14 protein-coding genes and 2 pseudogenes are annotated in these 16,870 nt (G+C 70.4%); 10 read left to right on the plus strand and 6 right to left on the minus strand.

Features of this window, described 5'->3' with window-relative positions:
- Positions 1–2 precede the first annotated feature (2 nt).
- The 4 genes from ACY48E_RS14485 to ACY48E_RS14500 are packed head-to-tail and all read right to left on the minus strand — an operon-like array spanning position 3 to position 3,840.
- Positions 3–1,073, minus strand: a complete 1,071-nt coding sequence (locus ACY48E_RS14485; protein ID WP_462872922.1) for an ABC transporter ATP-binding protein — start codon at positions 1,071–1,073, stop codon at positions 3–5.
- Positions 1,070–1,819, minus strand: coding sequence for an ABC transporter permease (locus ACY48E_RS14490; RefSeq protein ID WP_462872923.1), 750 nt, complete (start codon positions 1,817–1,819; stop codon positions 1,070–1,072). Before ACY48E_RS14490 ends, ACY48E_RS14485 begins: the two co-directional genes overlap by 4 nt.
- A complete protein-coding gene (locus ACY48E_RS14495) occupies positions 1,810–2,589 on the minus strand; it encodes an ABC transporter permease (RefSeq protein WP_462872924.1) in 780 nt (259 codons plus the stop codon). The genes ACY48E_RS14490 and ACY48E_RS14495 overlap by 10 nt, the downstream gene beginning before the upstream one ends.
- A 6-nt stretch (positions 2,590–2,595) precedes the next feature.
- A complete protein-coding gene (locus tag ACY48E_RS14500; RefSeq protein ID WP_462872925.1) occupies positions 2,596–3,840 on the minus strand; it encodes an ABC transporter substrate-binding protein in 1,245 nt (414 codons plus the stop codon).
- Between the two features lie 23 nt (positions 3,841–3,863).
- Here ACY48E_RS14500 and ACY48E_RS14505 point away from each other — a divergent pair, with 23 nt between their 5' ends.
- Together ACY48E_RS14505 and ACY48E_RS14510 are read left to right on the plus strand one after the other, a co-directional pair.
- On the plus strand, positions 3,864–4,580 hold the full coding sequence (locus ACY48E_RS14505) for a TVP38/TMEM64 family protein (RefSeq protein ID WP_462872926.1): 717 nt from the start codon (positions 3,864–3,866) through the stop codon (positions 4,578–4,580).
- Complete coding sequence (locus tag ACY48E_RS14510) at positions 4,558–5,172, plus strand: CDP-alcohol phosphatidyltransferase family protein (RefSeq protein ID WP_462872927.1); 615 nt, start codon at positions 4,558–4,560, stop codon at positions 5,170–5,172. Before ACY48E_RS14505 ends, ACY48E_RS14510 begins: the two co-directional genes overlap by 23 nt.
- Here the strand turns inward: ACY48E_RS14510 and ACY48E_RS14515 are convergent.
- Positions 5,154–6,497, minus strand: a complete 1,344-nt coding sequence (locus ACY48E_RS14515; RefSeq protein WP_462872928.1) for a dihydrolipoyl dehydrogenase family protein — start codon at positions 6,495–6,497, stop codon at positions 5,154–5,156. The genes ACY48E_RS14510 and ACY48E_RS14515 overlap by 19 nt on opposite strands.
- Positions 6,498–6,533: 36 nt before the next feature.
- Between ACY48E_RS14515 and ACY48E_RS14520 the strand changes: the two genes are divergently transcribed.
- The 3 genes from ACY48E_RS14520 to ACY48E_RS14530 are packed head-to-tail and all read left to right on the plus strand — an operon-like array spanning position 6,534 to position 9,481.
- The gene (locus ACY48E_RS14520; RefSeq protein ID WP_462872929.1) at positions 6,534–7,148 is read left to right on the plus strand and encodes a class I SAM-dependent methyltransferase; all 615 of its coding nucleotides are present in this window, start codon (positions 6,534–6,536) and stop codon (positions 7,146–7,148) included.
- Between the two features lie 57 nt (positions 7,149–7,205).
- Entirely contained in the window at positions 7,206–8,153 is a 948-nt protein-coding gene (locus ACY48E_RS14525; protein WP_462872930.1) for an LLM class flavin-dependent oxidoreductase, read from the plus strand.
- Entirely contained in the window at positions 8,150–9,481 is a 1,332-nt protein-coding gene (locus ACY48E_RS14530) for an NtaA/DmoA family FMN-dependent monooxygenase (RefSeq protein ID WP_462872931.1), read from the plus strand. The genes ACY48E_RS14525 and ACY48E_RS14530 overlap by 4 nt, the downstream gene beginning before the upstream one ends.
- Here the strand turns inward: ACY48E_RS14530 and ACY48E_RS14535 are convergent.
- Entirely contained in the window at positions 9,415–11,358 is a 1,944-nt protein-coding gene (locus ACY48E_RS14535) for an FAD/NAD(P)-binding protein (protein ID WP_462872932.1), read from the minus strand. The genes ACY48E_RS14530 and ACY48E_RS14535 overlap by 67 nt on opposite strands.
- A 133-nt stretch (positions 11,359–11,491) precedes the next feature.
- Between ACY48E_RS14535 and fgd the strand changes: the two genes are divergently transcribed.
- From fgd to ACY48E_RS14560, 5 genes and pseudogenes are all read left to right on the plus strand, one after another.
- Positions 11,492–12,505: a glucose-6-phosphate dehydrogenase (coenzyme-F420) gene (gene fgd, locus ACY48E_RS14540; protein ID WP_462872933.1), complete on the plus strand. Its 1,014-nt coding sequence runs from the start codon at positions 11,492–11,494 to the stop codon at positions 12,503–12,505.
- Positions 12,506–12,555: 50 nt separating this feature from the next.
- Positions 12,556–14,631: a phosphate acetyltransferase gene (gene pta / locus ACY48E_RS14545; RefSeq protein WP_462872934.1), complete on the plus strand. Its 2,076-nt coding sequence runs from the start codon at positions 12,556–12,558 to the stop codon at positions 14,629–14,631.
- Positions 14,632–14,642: 11 nt separating this feature from the next.
- Positions 14,643–15,831 (plus strand): annotated as a pseudogene (locus ACY48E_RS14550) (acetate kinase).
- Between the two features lie 180 nt (positions 15,832–16,011).
- Entirely contained in the window at positions 16,012–16,191 is a 180-nt protein-coding gene (locus ACY48E_RS14555; RefSeq protein ID WP_462872935.1) for a hypothetical protein, read from the plus strand.
- A gap of 300 nt (positions 16,192–16,491) precedes the next feature.
- Positions 16,492–16,870, plus strand: a pseudogene (locus ACY48E_RS14560) (hypothetical protein); the annotation flags it as partial.

Here is a 16,870-nt window from a genome sequence, read left to right on the forward strand (position 1 = left end):
GCTCAGGGCACCCGGGGGTCGATGACGTGCACGTGCGCCTCGCTCAGATCCACCACGACCGCCGCGCCCACCTCCCCGGCACCCGGGCCCGCGACGTCCGCGACGATCGTCGCCGCGACGCCCGCCCAATCCTCACCGGCACCGTCCACCGGATCACCGAGGGCCACGCTCACCCGCCGTCGCATCCCCACCGCGCGCACCGCAGTGATCGTGCCGCGTAGGCCGGGACCAGTGCGGCGCAGGCGCACCGACTCGTGGCGCAGCACCGCCGTCGCGGGCCCGTCGGGTAGGTCGGTGGGGTGCGATCCGAGGGGCGATGTGTGCACGCCGCCGGTCACGATTCCGGCCACCTCGGTCAGCCCACCCATCAACCGGTGCACGGCCAGGGTGCTCGGCCGTACGTAGGCGGCGGCGACGTCGGAGTGATGCTCGAGGCGACCGCCGACGATCACGGCGATGCGGTCGGCGAGGCGCGCGGCCTCGGCCTGGTCGTGGGTGACCAGCACGATCGTGGGGTTCAGCTCGGCTCGGATTGCGTCGAGCAACTCGTACATCTCGTCCCGGAGCGCGCTGTCGAGGGCGCTGAACGGCTCGTCCAGCAGCAGGACCCCCGGCCGAGCTGCGAGAGCGCGCGCCAAAGCCACCCGCTGGGCCTGACCGCCCGAGAGAGTGGACACCCGCTGATCGCCGAACGCACCGAGCTGCACCAGGTCCAGGTAGCGGCGGCTGTGCGCCCGCGACCGGCGCCGCGACGCCCCGGCCGCGCGCTGCGCGAACGCCACGTTGTCGATCACGTTCAGGTGCGGGAACAGCAGGGGCCGTTGCAGCATCATCGCCACCCCCCGCGACTCGGCGGGGACACCGGTGACATCGCGGCCGTCGAACAGCACGGTGCCCGTCGTCGGTCGATCCAGGCCTGCGAGCAGCCGCAGCAGCGTGCTCTTGCCCGATCCCGACGCCCCGAGGACGGCCGTGGCGGTGCCGGAGGCAACCTCGAGGTCGATGCCGCTGAGGGCGGGGGCGTCCCGGCCGGGGTAGCGCCGGGTCAGACCGATGGCCGCGACGGAGGTCATCGGCGCACCAGCCCGACGAGCAGGAGCAGCGCCAGCGGCGGCAGCAGTGCGCCCAGTGAGAGGGCGGCCACGACGGCGGTGTTGCCCGTCCCGGCCGCGAACGAGGCCACCAGCAGCGGCACGGTGATCAGTCGACCCCCACCGATCAGCAGGGTCACCACGTAGTCGCTCCACCCGACGAGGAACGCCAGGAACGCCGAACCCGCGAACGCGGGGGCCAGCAGCGGCAATCGCACCCGTCGCCACCTCGTCCACCGGCCCGCGCCGAGGGTGCGGGCCTCGTCCTCGAAACCCGTGTCGTACCCGGCGATCGCCGAGCGCATCACGTACGTGGTGTAGGGCAGGGCGGCGACCACCAGCAGCACCACCACCGCCACCTCGCCGGGGATGCGCGCCCGCAGGATCGCCACGTTCAGACCCATGGCCACGGTGACCGCGGGCAGGAGGACGGGGGCGAACAGCACCGCCTCGAACAGCCGCGGAACCGGTAGTGCGGGGTTGGTCAGCCCGTGGGCCGCCCACGCTCCCAGCGGGGTGGCGACGGCCGCGACCGCCAGCGCGATCACCGAGGAGGTGGCCATCGCCGAGCCTGCGCCCGCTCCCACGGCCTCGGTGATCCCGTCCCCGCGTCGGGCGAGCGCCCACCACACCAGCGGCGTCAACGGCGCCAGGAACCACACGGCGAGAACGGCAGTGGAGATCCCCCTCGCCGCCGAGGTGGTGGCAGCGATCCTTGTCAGCGCCACGCGCTCGACCTCCGCAGCAACGCCAGCGACACCGCGACGGCGACGGCGGCCACCACCGTGGCCACCAGGGCGGTGGCGGCGGCCTCGTCCCGCGCGGTCAGGTCCACCGATGTGAACAATCGAATTGCCATGACGGGCAACGGCTCCGGATACGGTCGGCCCAGCAGTCGGGCCACCTCGTAGGAGCCCACGACGTAGGTGAAACAGATGGTGCCCGCGGCGATCACCGCGGGTGCGATCAGCGGCAGGGTCACCAGACGCAGCCGAGCCGGTCGACCGGCGCCGAGCACGGCGGCAGTGTCGTCGAAGCTGCGCACCCGCGGCACCGCCGTGCCGAACACCACCAGGGCCACGAACGCCGATTCCTTCCAGGCGTACTCGGCGATCACGGCCACCCACCAGCTGCTGCCGATCAGCCCGGTGGCCCCGAGATCGGTGAGCAGCAGCCCGACCGCGGCCGCGCCGATCAGATGCGGGACGGGCACGGTGAGCAGCGCGGTTCCGCGAACGAGGCGACTTCCCACCAGCGCCGTCGTCACCCCGATCGGCACGGCCAGGGCAGTGGACACCGCGGCGATACCGAGGGTGACCCCCAGCGACGATCGCAGGTCGGGCGCCACGGCGGTGAAGGCGTCCACGCTCGCGCGGGGCGCGCCGACCAGTGGGGCGAGGCCGAACGCGCTCAGCATCGCCCCGCCCAGCCCCACCCCGACCACGGCAAGAACCAGCAGGGTCGCCGGGAGCACGGCGCGCAGTGCCGCCCACCGCATGTGCGATCAGCCGCCCGCCAGCACGGTGCGTCGCCATCCCTCGTCCAGCGGCGGCACCCACGCTGCCGCCAGTTCGGGTTTGGCGCCGCGGGAGAGCACGTCGTAGGGCGGAACGACCGGTGAGACGGGGAGGGCATCGAACGCTGCCCGGTCGGCATCGGTGAGTCGGGCGCGGCTGAGCACCGTGAACTGCCCCCAGGTGGAGGGATTCGCCTTGGCCACCTGCTGCTGCGGCGACAGCGCCAGGTTCGCCACCACCCTGGCGCCCTCGGAGTTGCCCGATGTCGCCGGCACGGCGAGGAAGCTCGCGTTGCCCACCGTGCCGTCGGTGAGGGTGAGCACCTTCGTCTGCGGCGGGAACGTGCCCTTGGCGACGAGGTCGGTGAGGGTGGCCGGGCCGTAGGTCATGGTCATGTCCACCTGACCCGATGCGTAGAGGTCGTCGAGTTCCTTCGAGGTCTGCGGGTAGGTGCTGCCGCCGCGCCACAGCGAGGGTGCCAGTGCCTTCAGCCGGTCGTACAGCGGCGGTGTGAGGCGGTCGAAGTCGTTCTGCGAGAACGTCAGCGGCACCGGCGACGGGGTCACCGCACGCAGCGCCTCACGAACGAACACCGAGCCGGTGAAGTCCGGCGGGGCCGGATAGGTGAACCGGCCCGGGTTGGCCGCGATCCAGTCCAGCAGGCCCGCGTACGTGGTCGGCGGGTCAGGCACCCTGGCGGCGTCGTAGACGATGGTGAACTGAGCCTTGTGCCAGGGGGATTCGCACCCGTCGACCGGTGTGCCGAAGTCGGTGCTCAGCAACGGGTCCGCCGGATCGGTGTACTGCATGTTCGGCAGCGCCGCCGTCCACCCGCACAGCCATGCGCCCGCCTGTTTGCCGGTGCCGAAGTTGTCGCCGTTGACCCACACGAGGTCCACGTCACCGCTGCTCACCCCGGCCTGGCGTTCGGAGAGGATGCGGGTGATCGCATCGGAGGTCTGGGCCACCGGCACCCGCTTCAGCGTCACCCCCGCCGCGGCGGCGGCCGGTGTGAGCACGTCGTCGACATAGGCGTTGCCCTGGCTGTCGCCGCCGTACATCCACAGTTGCACGGTCTGTCCTTTGGCCTTGGCCTCGATCTCGCTCCACGGCACCGCGGCGGCCTGAGTGGGCGCCGGGTCGGGTGCCGCGCACGACGTCAGCGTCAGGGCAGCCACGAGTGCGGGGACGACGATCAGGGTGGGGCGGGCGACGAGCGGGCGTCCGATCATGGACCGAGACTACTGTCGAGGCCGTGGATGCCACATCGGGACGACGACTGCGGGTGGCTGTTCTGGTGGCCATCGTGGTCGCCGCGGTGATCGTGGCGCTGACGGTCGACATCCCTGATCCCGAGCCGCTGCGCGAGCGCGTCGAGGCTGCCGGTGCGTGGGGGGTTGCTCTGTTCGTCCTGGTGTACGCCGCGCTGACCCTCACCCCGTTCCCGGCGAGTGCGCTGACCATCGCCAGCGGGCTGCTGTTCGGCCTCGTGGTCGGCGCAGCCGTGGTGGTGGTGGCCGCGACGGCCGGGGCCTGGCTGGGATTCCTGCTGGCCCGCTGGCTCGGGCGCGACAGCATCGAACGCATCCGGTGGGCGCGGATCGCCGACATCGACGATCTGATCGGGCGCCGCGGATTCCTGTCCGTGCTCGTCGTTCGTCTGGTCCCGGTTCTGCCGTTCGCCGTGGTCAACTATGCGGCCGGACTGAGCGCTGTTCGTCAGCGCGACTATCTGCTGGCCACTCCGATCGGGATCCTGCCGGCCACGGTGGGATACACCGCCCTCGGTGCGTACGGCACCTCGCCGCTGTCGTGGCCGTTCCTGACAGCGGTGGGGGCCGTCGTCGTCATCGGCGTGGTGGCCGGGTACGCCGCGAAGCGGATGCGCCCGGCGCCGATCGACGGTGCCGTCCCGGTGTCGGAGTCGGAGTCGCAGTCGGAGTCCGACGATGTTCGACGCCCGACTGCGTAACGCCCTCGCCGGTCCGTTGGATGCGGCGGCGGCCCGTCTGGCGGGCCGCGGTGTTCGCGCCGATCACCTGACCACGGCCGGATTGGCCACCGGTCTGGCGAGCGCCGCCGCCTCCGCCGCGCAGTGGTGGTGGGTGGCCCTGGCGCTGTGGCTGCTCTCGCGCCTGGCCGACGGTCTCGACGGCCCGGTGGCCCGCCGTACGCCCGGACGAGACGGCGGCGCGGGCGGGTTCTACGACATCACCGCCGATTTCCTGGTGTACGGATCCACCGTGGTGGGGGTGGCGGTGGGGGCCGCCGCACAGTTCGGCGCGCCGTGGTGGCCGTTCCTGGCGGTGCTGCTGGCCTACTACGTCAACGGAACCGCGTTCCTGGCGTTCTCCTCGATCGCCGAGCGCTCGGGCCGGCGCATCGACGACGGCCGCTCCCTGTCGTTCATCGGGGGCCTCGCCGAGGGTGCGGAAACCATTGTGGTGCACTCGCTGTGGCTCGTCCTACCCTCGATCGCGTGGCAGATCGCGGTCGGCTGGGCGGCGGTGGTGGGGCTGGGCGCTCTGCTGCGCATGCGGGCGGGCTACCGCGCCCTGAAGTGAGCGAGAGCCCGCAGAACTCGCCCCACCACCGGTGATGCCAGGCTCGCTCGCACGTCGGCCACCGCGGCGTTCCACGGCGCGTCGCCGTAGGTGGGGTACGGATGGGTGACGGCGGCAAGGTCGCGGGCGCGCAGGCCCTTCTGCACGGCCAGGGTGAGCTCGGCCAGGGCCTCGCCGGCGCGGGGTCCGATCAGCGACGCCCCCACCAGGCGTCCGCGACGATCGATCACCAGGGTGGCCGATCCGGTGGTGTCCGCCTCGGCCACCGCGCGATCGGTGTCGGTGTGCTCGACCACTCGCACGGTCAGACCGGCTGTGGTGCTCGCCTTCTGGACCTCGACACCGACCGCGGCCACCTCCGGATCGGTGAAGGTCACCCGCGGCACCACGGGGCCGACGCGTCGTGGCACACCCAGCACGGCGTTGCTCGCCGCCAGCGAGCCGTGCATCCCGGCGGTGTGGGTGAATTGTGGGTGGCCGGTGAGATCGCCTGCCGCCCAGACGAAGCGATTGGTGGTGCGCAGGTGCGCGTCTACCTTCACGAATCCACCCTCGTCGACCTCGACCCCGGCGGCCGCCAGCCCGAGTTCTGCGGTGGCCGGGGTGCGCCCGAGCGCGACCAGCGTCTGCCCGGTGATGCGCTCGACGGAGCTCGCGCACTGCACCCGCACCCCGTCGGCCTCGAGGGCGGCGCGTATCGCCCGCGATGCGCGCGGGTCCTCGCGCGGAAGGAGACGATCTGCGGCCTCGATGAGTGTGACCTGCGAGCCCAGACGTGAGAATGCCTGCGCCAGCTCACATCCGATGCTCCCGCCGCCGATCACCGTGAGTGTCTCGGGCAGTTCGTCCAGCTCCCACACGGTGTCGCTGGTCAGCGCACCGGCGAACGAATTCGGAACCCTCGGGTGTGCACCGGTGGCCAGGACCGCGCGGCCGAAGGTGACCTCGCGCCCGTCGATCGTCGCCGTTCTCGGTCCCGTCAGGTGCGCCGAGCCAGAGATCACGCGTACTCCCGCCGCGGCCAGTGCCTCGGGGGAGTCGATCGGGGCGATCGCGGCGATCGAGGCACGCACGTGGGCCATCACGGCGGGGAAATCCACGCGTACGTCGGCCTGCACGCCGAGGGCTGCGGCGCGGCGTGCGTGGGCAGCGGCGTGCGCCGCGGCCAGGAGGGCCTTGGACGGTACGCACCCCGTCCACAGGCAGTCCCCGCCCGTGCGGTGGCGCTCGACGAGTGTGACGGCGACGCCGAAGCGCGCAGCGGTCTTGGCCGCCACGATCCCCGCCGTGCCGCCGCCGATCACCAGTAGCTCGATCCGCTCCATCGCCGCTCTCCTCCCTGCGCACCTACTGTTGTCGGTATGGACCGAGTGTCGGGGTTCGCGCCCTTCCAGAAGTACACGGTGTCCGCGCGCTTCTACGATCTGATCTCCTTCGAGCGCCCGGTGTACCGGGCCGGTCGCATCGCTGCCATCGACAGGTTGGGCCTGCGGCCGGGTGACCACGTGATCGACATCGGGTGCGGCACCGGCCTGAACTTCCCTGCGCTGCAGCGCAAGATCGGACCGACGGGGTCGATCACCGGTATCGATCTCAGTGCCCACATGCTCGAGCGGGCGCGACGCCGCGGCGGCAATCTCACCCTCCTGCAGGCCGATGCGACGGAGCTGTCGCCCGAGAACCTGCGCGCCGACGCGGTGATCGCCACCTACACGCTCTCGCTCATGGCCGATCAGCCCGCGGCGGTGGACGCCATGCTGCGGATGGCCGCGCGGGTGGCGATCGTCGACATGGCCCGTCCCGAGGGGCGCGCCCGTGTGTTCGGCCCGCTCGCGCGGGCGGCGTGCGCCCTCGGTGGAGCGGACATCGACGCACACCCCTGGCTCCTGGCGACGCCGCACCTGACCGATGTGGAGTCGATCGTGTTGCGCGGTGGGCACGTTCGAGTCACCGTCGGGTCGTCGCTGCTCGCCTGAGAGCTGGTGCCCGGCGTCGTCGGAATACCGGCCTCGGCGCGCGGCGTTGGCGCTGAGGTGACTTCCCTCGTTCTCGGCCTCGAGGTCGATCCAGCACACGCCACCGATGCCGCCGACCCGGCAGTTCTGGTGCGACGGGTTCGCGCCGCCGAGAACGCGGGGCTGAGCTTCGTGACGTTCCGCGACGCAGCCGGTCACGACGGCGGCCCGCGGCTCGACGCCGTCACCCGCGCTGCGTTCACCGCCGCGGTGAGCAGCACGATCGGACTGGTACCCGAGGTGGCCACCACGTTCACCGAGCCGTTCCATCTCGCCTCGCAGATCGCCTCGCTCGATCACGCGTCGCGTGGCCGTGCGGGGTGGCTGGCCACGCGGGCCGCCGCCGGTGAGGCCGCCGTGTGGGGCCGGCCGTTCCCGTCGGATCCGACGGCCGAGCACCGAGACGCGATCGCCGTGGCCGGGCTGCTGTGGGATTCGTGGGAGGACGACGCGGCCGTCCGTAACGCTGTCACCGGCCGCTACCTCGACCGCAGCAAGCTGCACTACGTGAACTTCCGAGGAGCGAGTTACTCGATCACCGGTCCTGCCATCGTTCCGCGCCCGCCGCAGGGCCGACCGCCCGTCTTCTCCCGTGCAGATCTCGACGGTGCAGATCCTGACGGCGCGGGCGGCGCCGAGTGCGACGTGCTGCTCGTCGACGCAGTGCCCGCGGCTGGGAGCAGCGGCGGTGAGCGGCGCGTGGTGCTCGAACTCGTCGCGGACCTGTCCTCCCGCCCGGCTACGAGCGAATTCCTCGACACTCTGATCGGGCTGGCCGGTGTGGTGGACGGGGTACGCATCCTGCCCACCGACCTCGACCGCGACACCCGGGCCCTCGCCCGCGAGGTGTTGCCGCGGCTGTTCGAACTCGGTGTCGCACACCGGCCGGTGGTCGCCTCGACGCTGCGCGGGCTGTTCGGACTGGCCAAACCGGACAACGTCTTCCGGGCGGGGGTGTCCGCGTGAGCGCCCCGTCCGGTACGCCGTCGTTCCGGCCCGATGCGCAGGTGCACCTGGGGATCTTCTTCCAGGGCGTCAACCACACCACCATCTGGTCCGATCCGGCCTCCGGGTCGCAGATCGACTTCGAGACCTTCCGCGAAGTTGCCCAGACCGCTGAGCGGGGCCTGTTCGACGCCTTCTTCCTCGGCGAGGGTCTGCGGTTGCGCGAGCAGGACGGCAAGATCCTCGACCTGGACGTCGCGGGCCGACCGGATGCGATCACCCAACTGTGCGCGCTGGCGGCGATCACCCGCCGCATCGGGTTGGTGGCCACGCAGAACACCACCTTCAACGAACCGGCCGACCTGGCGCGTCGGCTGTCGAGCCTGGACGTGCTCTCCGGTGGCCGAGCCGGATGGAACGTGGTGACCACCGACAACGCCTGGACCGGTGAGAACTTCCGTCGCGGCGGCTATCTCGATCACAGCCTGCGCTACGTGCGGGCCGGGCAGTTCCTCGAGGCGGCCCGTGCGCTGTGGGATGCCTGGCCGGCCGGCGAGGCCTCGCCCGCGCCGGTGCGCTACGTCAGCGATCAGTTCGACATCACCGCCACCCCGACGCTCCCGCAGAGTCCGCAGGGCCATCCGGTGATCTTCCAGGCCGGGGATTCGGGGCAGGGCCGGGATTTCGCCGCGTCCGAAGCCGATGTGATCTTCTCGCGGCACGGCACCAGCTTCGACGACGCTCTCGCCTTCGCCGACGACATTCGTGCACGCCTGATCGGGCAGGGGCGAGCGGACGACGCGATCAAGATCCTGCCCGCAACGCAGATCGTGTTGGCGGACAGCGAGTCCGAGGTCGAGGAGAAGGTGCGCTGGGTCAAGGACGGTCAGTACACCGGGCCCACCGCGCTGTCACTGGCCGGTCAGGTGTGGGGGCGCGATCTGTCCGACCTCGATCCCGACGGACCGCTGCCCGCGGACGACCCTGTGCCGCAACCTATTTCCGGAACTCGCGGCGCGGCCCGCGACGGCCGCGATCCCATGGCCATCGCCGCCGAGTGGCGCGCGCTCTCGCGCGAGCGCGGCCTGAGCTTGCGCGAGGTGGTCATCGAGACCTCGGCGCGGTCCGGTTTCGCCGGGACGGCGTCGTCGGTGGCGGACGAGTTGACGCGCTGGGTGCGCAGCGGCGCGTCGGACGGGTTCAACGTCTCGCCGTACATCGTCCCCGGCGGGTTGGACGAGATCGTGGACAACCTGGTTCCCGAGTTGCAGGAGCGCGGGGCCTACCGAACCGAGTACACCGGCTCGACACTGCGCGAGCACCTCGGGTTGCGCCCCGTGGGTGGCTGACGGGCCGCGTCGAGCAGGTCCGCGGCGACGGCGTCGTTGTGACGGAAGAAGCCGGCGTCGATGCCCGGCCGGGGGAACGCTGTCGACCAGGTGTGCCCGGCAACCCACGGTCCCACCGCGAAGCGACGCGAATGCGCGGCCCCGGTCACGTCGATCAGGCGTGATCGGCCGTCCACCTTCAGTTTCGCGGCACTGTCGGCGGTGGCCCGCAGTTCCATCACCTCGCCGCGCTCGTGCAGGGTGCGCAGGAGGGGATCGGTGGTGCCGGCGATGGCGGGCACCGGCAGGCGCGCCTCGATGTAGGTACGGCCGCCCACCTCGCCGGTGAGCGTGCGGGCCACGAAAGTGCCGTCGCCCGTGGTGAACTCGACGTCCGGACCGAGGAAGGTGATCACCCCGGCCTCGGCGAGGGCGATCATCTGCTCGAGCCGCTCGGGTGGTGGTCCGCTGGCCATGAAGCTGAAGAACGAGTGCAGTCGGCCCTCGACGTCGCGGGCGATGGACTGCGGTGCCAGCCGCTGCGTGCGCACCAGCTCACCCACCGACGCGTACACCGACAGAAGCGCCGAGAACACCGCCGCGTCGGAACTGAACGCCGGGTCGCGTCGACGTGCGAGATCGGCGCGGGCGTGATCGAGCACCGCGCGGTGTACCTGCGCTGGGTCGGTGAACGAGCGCCCGGCGAGCGGACGGTTCAGGGCCGCGAGGTCGAACCGGTCCTGCAGGTGCGGGATGCTGCGCTCGACCAACGCGGCCACCTCGGGTGAGTCGACTGGGTGAGCGGCGAGCACGGTCTCGAACTCCGCCCACGAGGTTGCGGTGCGCTCGGGGTGCGAGCGGAACAGCTCGGCGTAGTGCGCCCATGCCAATTCCTTGGCGATCAGCGGCCACACCTGCGAGTCGAAGTCCACGGTGGCGGTGCCGCCGATCGCATCGGGGCCGAAGAAGTGCGGCAGGGCAGGTCGAGCGTCGGCGATGGAGTACGAGATCTTCGCGTGGTACGGCACGCCTCGGCGTGAGCCGACGAGCAGCCGTGGCTCACGTCCGGACGGGGTGTAGGTCAGCACGCCGTCGCCGCCGCGGGTGTAGGTGCCGCCGCGGGACTCGGTGAGCAGCACCATCCAGTCCACGAACGCCAGTCCGATACCGGCCACCAGCACCGGCTCCCCCTCGGGGACGAGGGTGGGATCCAGATCGGCGGTGTAGCCGGGGGCGAGGTAGGTCAGGTCGTGGGTGCGCGCGTATCGAGCCAGCTCGACCTCGCGGGGAGCGGGCTCGGTGTCGGGGTGGCCCTGGGCCAGGATCACCGAGTCGGCGTGCAGTGCGGTGCCGTCGTCGAGGGTCAGCCGCTGGCGGCCGTCATCGTCGTCGACGATGTCGATCACCCGCGCCCGATGAACGTCGACTCGGACGTGATCGCCGACACCGTGCACGATTCGCTCGAACACGTCGGTGAGGTAGCGGCTGTGCAGCGTTCGGGAGGGGAACGACCCGGCGCCGAACTCGGCGGCCTCGGCGCCCACCACCGGATCCTCGCGCAGGGCCGCGCGGTTGAGCTCCACCCACTCCGCCAGCGTGGGACCGGGTGCGATGGGCGAGTCGATGCTGCTCGTGGCGTCGGTGAACATGGCGACGTCGGCCGCGGCGGAGTTCATCCACAGCAGCGAGTCCTGCTCACGGCGCCAGATCCGCCCGGCGCCCGGTGGGAAGGGATCGACGACGTGCACGTGCAATGGCCGACGGTCCGAGGCCGCGCGGGCCAGGAGGCGCTCGACGATGCCCGTACCGCGCGGACCTGCACCGACGACGGCGATCGCGGGGACCGGGTGGTCGACCATGATCGGTTCTCCGTCCTGTCCGTCTCGGGTGTCGGTCATGCCAACGTCACCATGGTGCCCAACCTTCCCGTCATCGGGTAGACAAGAGATCGGGTCGAGCGAAACGCGAGCCCGCGCCGCCGCACCCGCCAGGTCACCGCCGACCGATCACCACCGATGTAAGGACGCTCCCGTGGGACAGACGTTGAAGTTGGGTTACAAGGCCTCGGCCGAGCAGTTCGGACCGCGAGAGCTGGTCGAGCTCGGTGTCGCCGCGGAGGCGGCTGGTATGGACTCGGCCGTGGTGAGCGACCACTTCCAGCCGTGGCGTCACGAGGGTGGCCACGCGCCGTTCTCGCTGGCGTGGATGACGGCGGTGGGTGAGCGCACCGAGCGAATTCAGCTCGGCACGTCGGTGATGACCCCGACCTTCCGCTACAACCCGGCCGTGATCGCGCAGGCGTTCGCCACCATGGGTTGCCTGTACCCGGGCCGCGTGATGCTGGGCGTCGGTACCGGGGAGGCGCTCAACGAGATCGCCACCGGTTTCGAGGGGGAGTGGCCGGAGTTCAAGGAACGCTTCGCGCGGCTGCGGGAGTCGGTGCGGCTCATGCGCGCGCTGTGGACCGGTGAGCGAACCGACTTCGACGGTGAGTACTACCACACCAATGGAGCGACGTTGTACGACGTTCCCGAAGGTGGTGTGCCGGTGTACATCGCGGCCGGCGGACCGGTGGTGGCCCGCTACGCCGGACGGGCGGGCGACGGGTTCATCTGCACCTCGGGCAAGGGAATGGAGCTCTACACCGACAAGCTCATCCCGGCGGTGGACGAGGGCGCAGCCAAGGCCGAACGCAGCGGAGACGACATCGACCACATGATCGAGATCAAGATCTCCTACGACACCGATCATGCTGCCGCACTGGAGAACTGCCGGTTCTGGGCGCCGTTGTCGCTGACGGCGGAGCAGAAGCACTCCATCGACGATCCCATCGAGATGGAGCGCGCTGCCGATCAGCTGCCCATCGAGCAGGTGGCCAAGCGGTGGATCGTGGCCTCCGATCCGGACGAGGCCGTCGAGCAGGTCAAGGCCTACGTGGACGCCGGGTTGAACCACCTGGTGTTCCACGCTCCCGGTCACGATCAGCGCCGTTTCCTGGAGTTGTTCAGGACCGATCTGGAGCCGCGCCTGCGCGCCCTCGGCTGAGCGCTGCGGCGAACCGGCTCACCAGGTCCGCAGTGGCTAGGGTGGTTGCCATGGCCGCCACCGCCGAGTTGACGAGCATCTACATCGCCTCCCCGGAAGGCGATACCGGGAAGTCGACCATCGCGTTGGGTCTGCTGCAGATGTTCTGCGCGACCAGTGCCCGCGTGGGGGTGTTCCGTCCCATCGCCCGCTCGACGTCCGAGCCCGACTACATTCTCGAGCTCATGCTCGATCACACCACGGCGGATCTGAGTTACGAACAGTCGCTGGGTGTGACCTACGAGCAGGTGCACGCTGACCCGGATGCGGCCCTGGCGGAGATCGTGCGGCGCTACCACGAGGCGGCCGATCAGTGCGACGCGATGGTGATCGTCGGCAGCGACTACACCGACGTGGGCAGCCCCAGCGAACTCGAGTTCAACGCCCGCGTGGCGGTCAATCTCGGTGCGCCGGTTCTGTTGGCGCTCAGGGGGTCCGGGCGATCGCCCGCCGAGATCGCGCATCTGGCCGAGCTGTGCCGGACCGAGCTGACGGTGCACCGGGCGCACCTGGTCTCGATCGTGGTCAACCGCTGCGACCCCGACGCTCTCGCGGAGACCGTCGCCGCCCTCGAGCCCACCGGGGTGTCGGCGTGGGCACTGCCCGAGGTGCCGCTGCTGGTGGCGCCCACCATGGCCGAACTGCTCGAGGCGGTCGACGGCGAGGTCTACAGCGGCGATCCCGAACTGCTCCAGCGCGAGGCGCTGCGGGTGATGGTGGGCGGGATGACGGCCGAACACATCCTCGAGCGGCTCAGCGAGGGCACGGTGGTGATCGCTCCCGCGGATCGCTCCGACGTGCTGCTGGCCCTGGTCAACGCCCACGAGGCGGAGGGTTTCCCCTCGTTGGCGGGCATCATCATGAACGGTGGGATCGCCCCGCATCCGATGATGGCGCGGCTGATCACCGGTCTGAACCCGCGCCTGCCGATCCTCACCACCGACCTGAGCACGTTCGAGACGGCGAGCGCCGCGGCCTCGACCCGCGGCCGGGTGGCCGTGGGTTCGCAGCGCAAGGTCGACACGGCGATCAACCTCATGGAGCGGCACGTCGATCCCAAGACCCTGCTCGGTGCGCTGGACGTTCCCATCCCGTCGGTGGTGACGCCGCAGATGTTCGAGTACCGCCTCATCGCCCGCGCCCGGGCCGATCGTCGGCACATCGTGCTGCCCGAGGGGTCCGACGATCGCATCGTGCGGGCGGCCGGCCGGCTCCTGCAGCGTCAGGTGGCCGACCTGACGATCCTCGGTGACGACGCCGCCATTCGCCGTCGTGCGTCGGAGTTGGGGGTCGACGTCACCGGCGCCACGATCCTCGATCCTGCCGACTCGGAGCACACCGACGAGTTCGTCGCCGAGTACGCGTCACTGCGCGCCCACAAGGGCATGACGATCGAGCGCGCCCGCGAGGTGATGAGCGATATCTCCTACTTCGGAACCATGATGGTGTACAAGGGAATTGCCGACGGAATGGTCTCCGGCGCCGCGCACACCACGGCCCACACCATCCGCCCGTCCTTCGAGATCATCAAGACCGAGCCGGGGGTGTCGACGGTGTCGTCGATCTTCCTGATGTGTCTGAGCGATCGAGTGCTCGCCTACGGCGACTGCGCCGTGGTTCCCGATCCGACGTCCGAGCAGCTCGCCGACATCGCCATTTCCTCCGCGGGGACGGCCGCGCAGTTCGGGGTCGATCCGCGGATCGCGATGCTGTCCTACTCCACGGGCGATTCCGGCAGCGGCGCCGACGTCGACAAGGTGCGTGCGGCCACCGCGCTGGTGCGGGAGCGTCGCCCGGACCTGTTGGTGGAGGGACCCATCCAGTACGACGCTGCGATCGAGCCGTCGGTCGCGGCGTCGAAGTTGCCGAACTCCGAGGTGGCCGGGCGCGCAACGGTGTTCGTGTTCCCGGACCTGAACACCGGCAACAACACCTACAAGGCGGTGCAGCGCAGTTCCGGTGCCGTGGCGGTGGGCCCGGTGCTGCAGGGGTTGCGCAAACCCGTCAACGATCTCTCCCGCGGCGCACTGGTCCAGGACATCGTGAACACAGTGGCCATCACCGCCATTCAGGCGCAATCGAAGTAGGGGACGGGCCGTTGAAAGTTCTGGTGATCAACTCCGGTTCGTCGTCCGTGGTTCGCGCTCATCGATACCGACAGTCCGGGCGATGCTGTGGTGACCGGTCTGGTGGAGCGCATCGGTGAACCCGAGGGCCGTGTCGCGCTCACCCACGACGGTGGCGACGCCGAACACACCGGGCCGATATCCGATCACGGTGTGGGCCTGCGCGCGGCGTTCACGCTGATGGAGGAGGCGGGGATCGCGTTGTCCGGCGTCGGTGCCGTGGGCCATCGCGTCGTGCACGGCGGACAGGTGTTCTCGGCGCCGACGGTGATCGACGATTCGGTGATCGCGCAGGTGTCCGCGCTGAACTCGCTCGCGCCGCTGCACAATCCGCCGAATCTACTGGGTATCGAGGTGGCCCGCCGGGAGTTGCCCGGTGTCCCGCAGGTGGCGGTGTTCGACACAGCGTTCTTCCACGCCCTCCCCGATGCCGCCGCCACATACGCCATCGATGCGGAGGTGGCGCGTACTAACGGGATTCGACGCTACGGCTTCCACGGGACGTCGCACGAGTACGTCAGCGGACAGGTGGCGCAGTTCCTGGGCCGTGATCCGGCTGCGCTGAACCAGATCGTGCTGCACCTGGGCAACGGCGCGTCCGCCTCGGCCATCCGCGGCGGCCGCGCCGTGGACACCTCGATGGGAATGACGCCTCTCGAAGGTCTGGTGATGGGGACGCGCAGTGGTGATCTCGATCCCGGCGTGCTCACTCATCTTCGGCGGCACGCGGGGCTGAGCGCCGACGAGATCGACACCCTGCTCAACCGGCGCTCCGGACTGGTGGGGCTGTGTGGGGTCAACGACTTCCGTGAGCTGACGATTCGCATCGACTCGGGCGACCCCGACGCCTCCCTCGCCTACGCGGTGTACATCCATCGCCTGCGAAAGTACCTGGGTGCCTACATGATCGGGCTCGGACGGGTGGATGCCATCACCTTCACCGCCGGTGTCGGAGAGAACGCCCCCGCGGTGCGCGCCGACACGTGTGCCGACCTCGAGAACTACGGCATCGTGATCGACCCGTCTCGCAACGCCGTGCGCTCACGCGAGCCGCGGGTGATCTCCGCAGAGTCCAGCGCGGTGACGGTGCTGGTGGTGCCGACCAACGAGGAACTCGCCATCGCCCGCGCGGTGGCGGAATGGGCCGGCCGGGCGGGGTGACGCTGCGGCTTCCGAGCGGTGGGGGGATGGTCGTTGCCCACCTATGAGCGAATTGGCGACCGGGGATCACCGACGCTCATCCGTTTTCACGCGGACCGCGGCGGGTCGGCGATACTCTGTGCCGATCCGGACGGCCGGGTCGGGTTGTGGAGTCGGGCGCGAGCGAAAGGGTTGGTCACCGTGAGTACTTCTCGTCGACTACTGGCGGGTCTTCTCGTCGTGTTCGCGGGCGTTCTGGGTGTCGTGGTGTCCGGCGGTCCGGCCTCCCTGGCGCTGACTGTCCTGTCTGCCGGGCTGGTCACGATCGGCCTGGTGACGTATGTCCGCTCGGGTCGAGGCGGATCGAGCAGACAGTCCTGAGTGCGCCGATGCTCGGCGGTGTCCGGTGAGGCGCCACCATGGCGGTCTGCACGCCATGTGATCCCTGATCCGATACCGACCGGCGACTGCCCGGAACCTCCTGGTGCGGGGTCGACCCCAGCGTCGTCCACCACATTAGTCGCACATATGTTCGATATGTGTGGTAGGGTGATGACCAGGACGTTCGGGGGAACGTGCCATCACAGAGCCGGGGGAGGGTGTTCGATGTCGACAACTCACGCCGCCCCTGCCGCGATGGCTCCCGACGATCGGGCTGGGTCCGTAGACCGAACAGAGCCGGTGGATCGGGCTGTGGGGGCGGTTCTCGAGGGTGGTGTTCGAGGGTTGTCGGCGGCGGCGCTGGAGCGTCGGTTGGCGGGGCTGGAGCGGGCGGCGGCGCGGATCGCCGCCGAGCAGGCCACCGCGATCGCCGAGTTGCACACCGCGGCCACCATCGCAGATGCCGCTCAGCGAGAGGCCCGCGGTGATGGAGACGGGACGACGGTGCCGCCTCGACCGTCGCGGGTACGAGGGTTGGCGATGACGGTGGGACTGGCCTGTCAAAGTTCACCCAATCTGGGGGCGAAGCTGATCACCCGCTCGCGCATCCTCATCGACGATCTCCCCACGGTGCATTCCATGCTGGCCTCGGGGGTGATCACTGTCGGCCGTGCTCACG

Source organism: Rhodococcus sp. AZ1, from assembly GCF_054979605.1.

Coding starts and splice junctions, on each gene's coding strand:
- ACY48E_RS14510 (WP_462872927.1), top strand. CDS start 4,558: ATGTTCGACGCCCGACTGCGTAACGCCCTCGCCGGTCCGTTGGATGCG.
- ACY48E_RS14485 (WP_462872922.1), bottom strand. CDS start 1,073: ATGACCTCCGTCGCGGCCATCGGTCTGACCCGGCGCTACCCCGGCCGG.
- ACY48E_RS14515 (WP_462872928.1), bottom strand. CDS start 6,497: ATGGAGCGGATCGAGCTACTGGTGATCGGCGGCGGCACGGCGGGGATC.
- ACY48E_RS14495 (WP_462872924.1), bottom strand. CDS start 2,589: ATGCGGTGGGCGGCACTGCGCGCCGTGCTCCCGGCGACCCTGCTGGTT.
- ACY48E_RS14520 (WP_462872929.1), top strand. CDS start 6,534: ATGGACCGAGTGTCGGGGTTCGCGCCCTTCCAGAAGTACACGGTGTCC.
- pta (WP_462872934.1), top strand. CDS start 12,556: ATGGCCGCCACCGCCGAGTTGACGAGCATCTACATCGCCTCCCCGGAA.
- ACY48E_RS14535 (WP_462872932.1), bottom strand. CDS start 11,358: ATGACCGACACCCGAGACGGACAGGACGGAGAACCGATCATGGTCGAC.
- ACY48E_RS14500 (WP_462872925.1), bottom strand. CDS start 3,840: ATGATCGGACGCCCGCTCGTCGCCCGCCCCACCCTGATCGTCGTCCCC.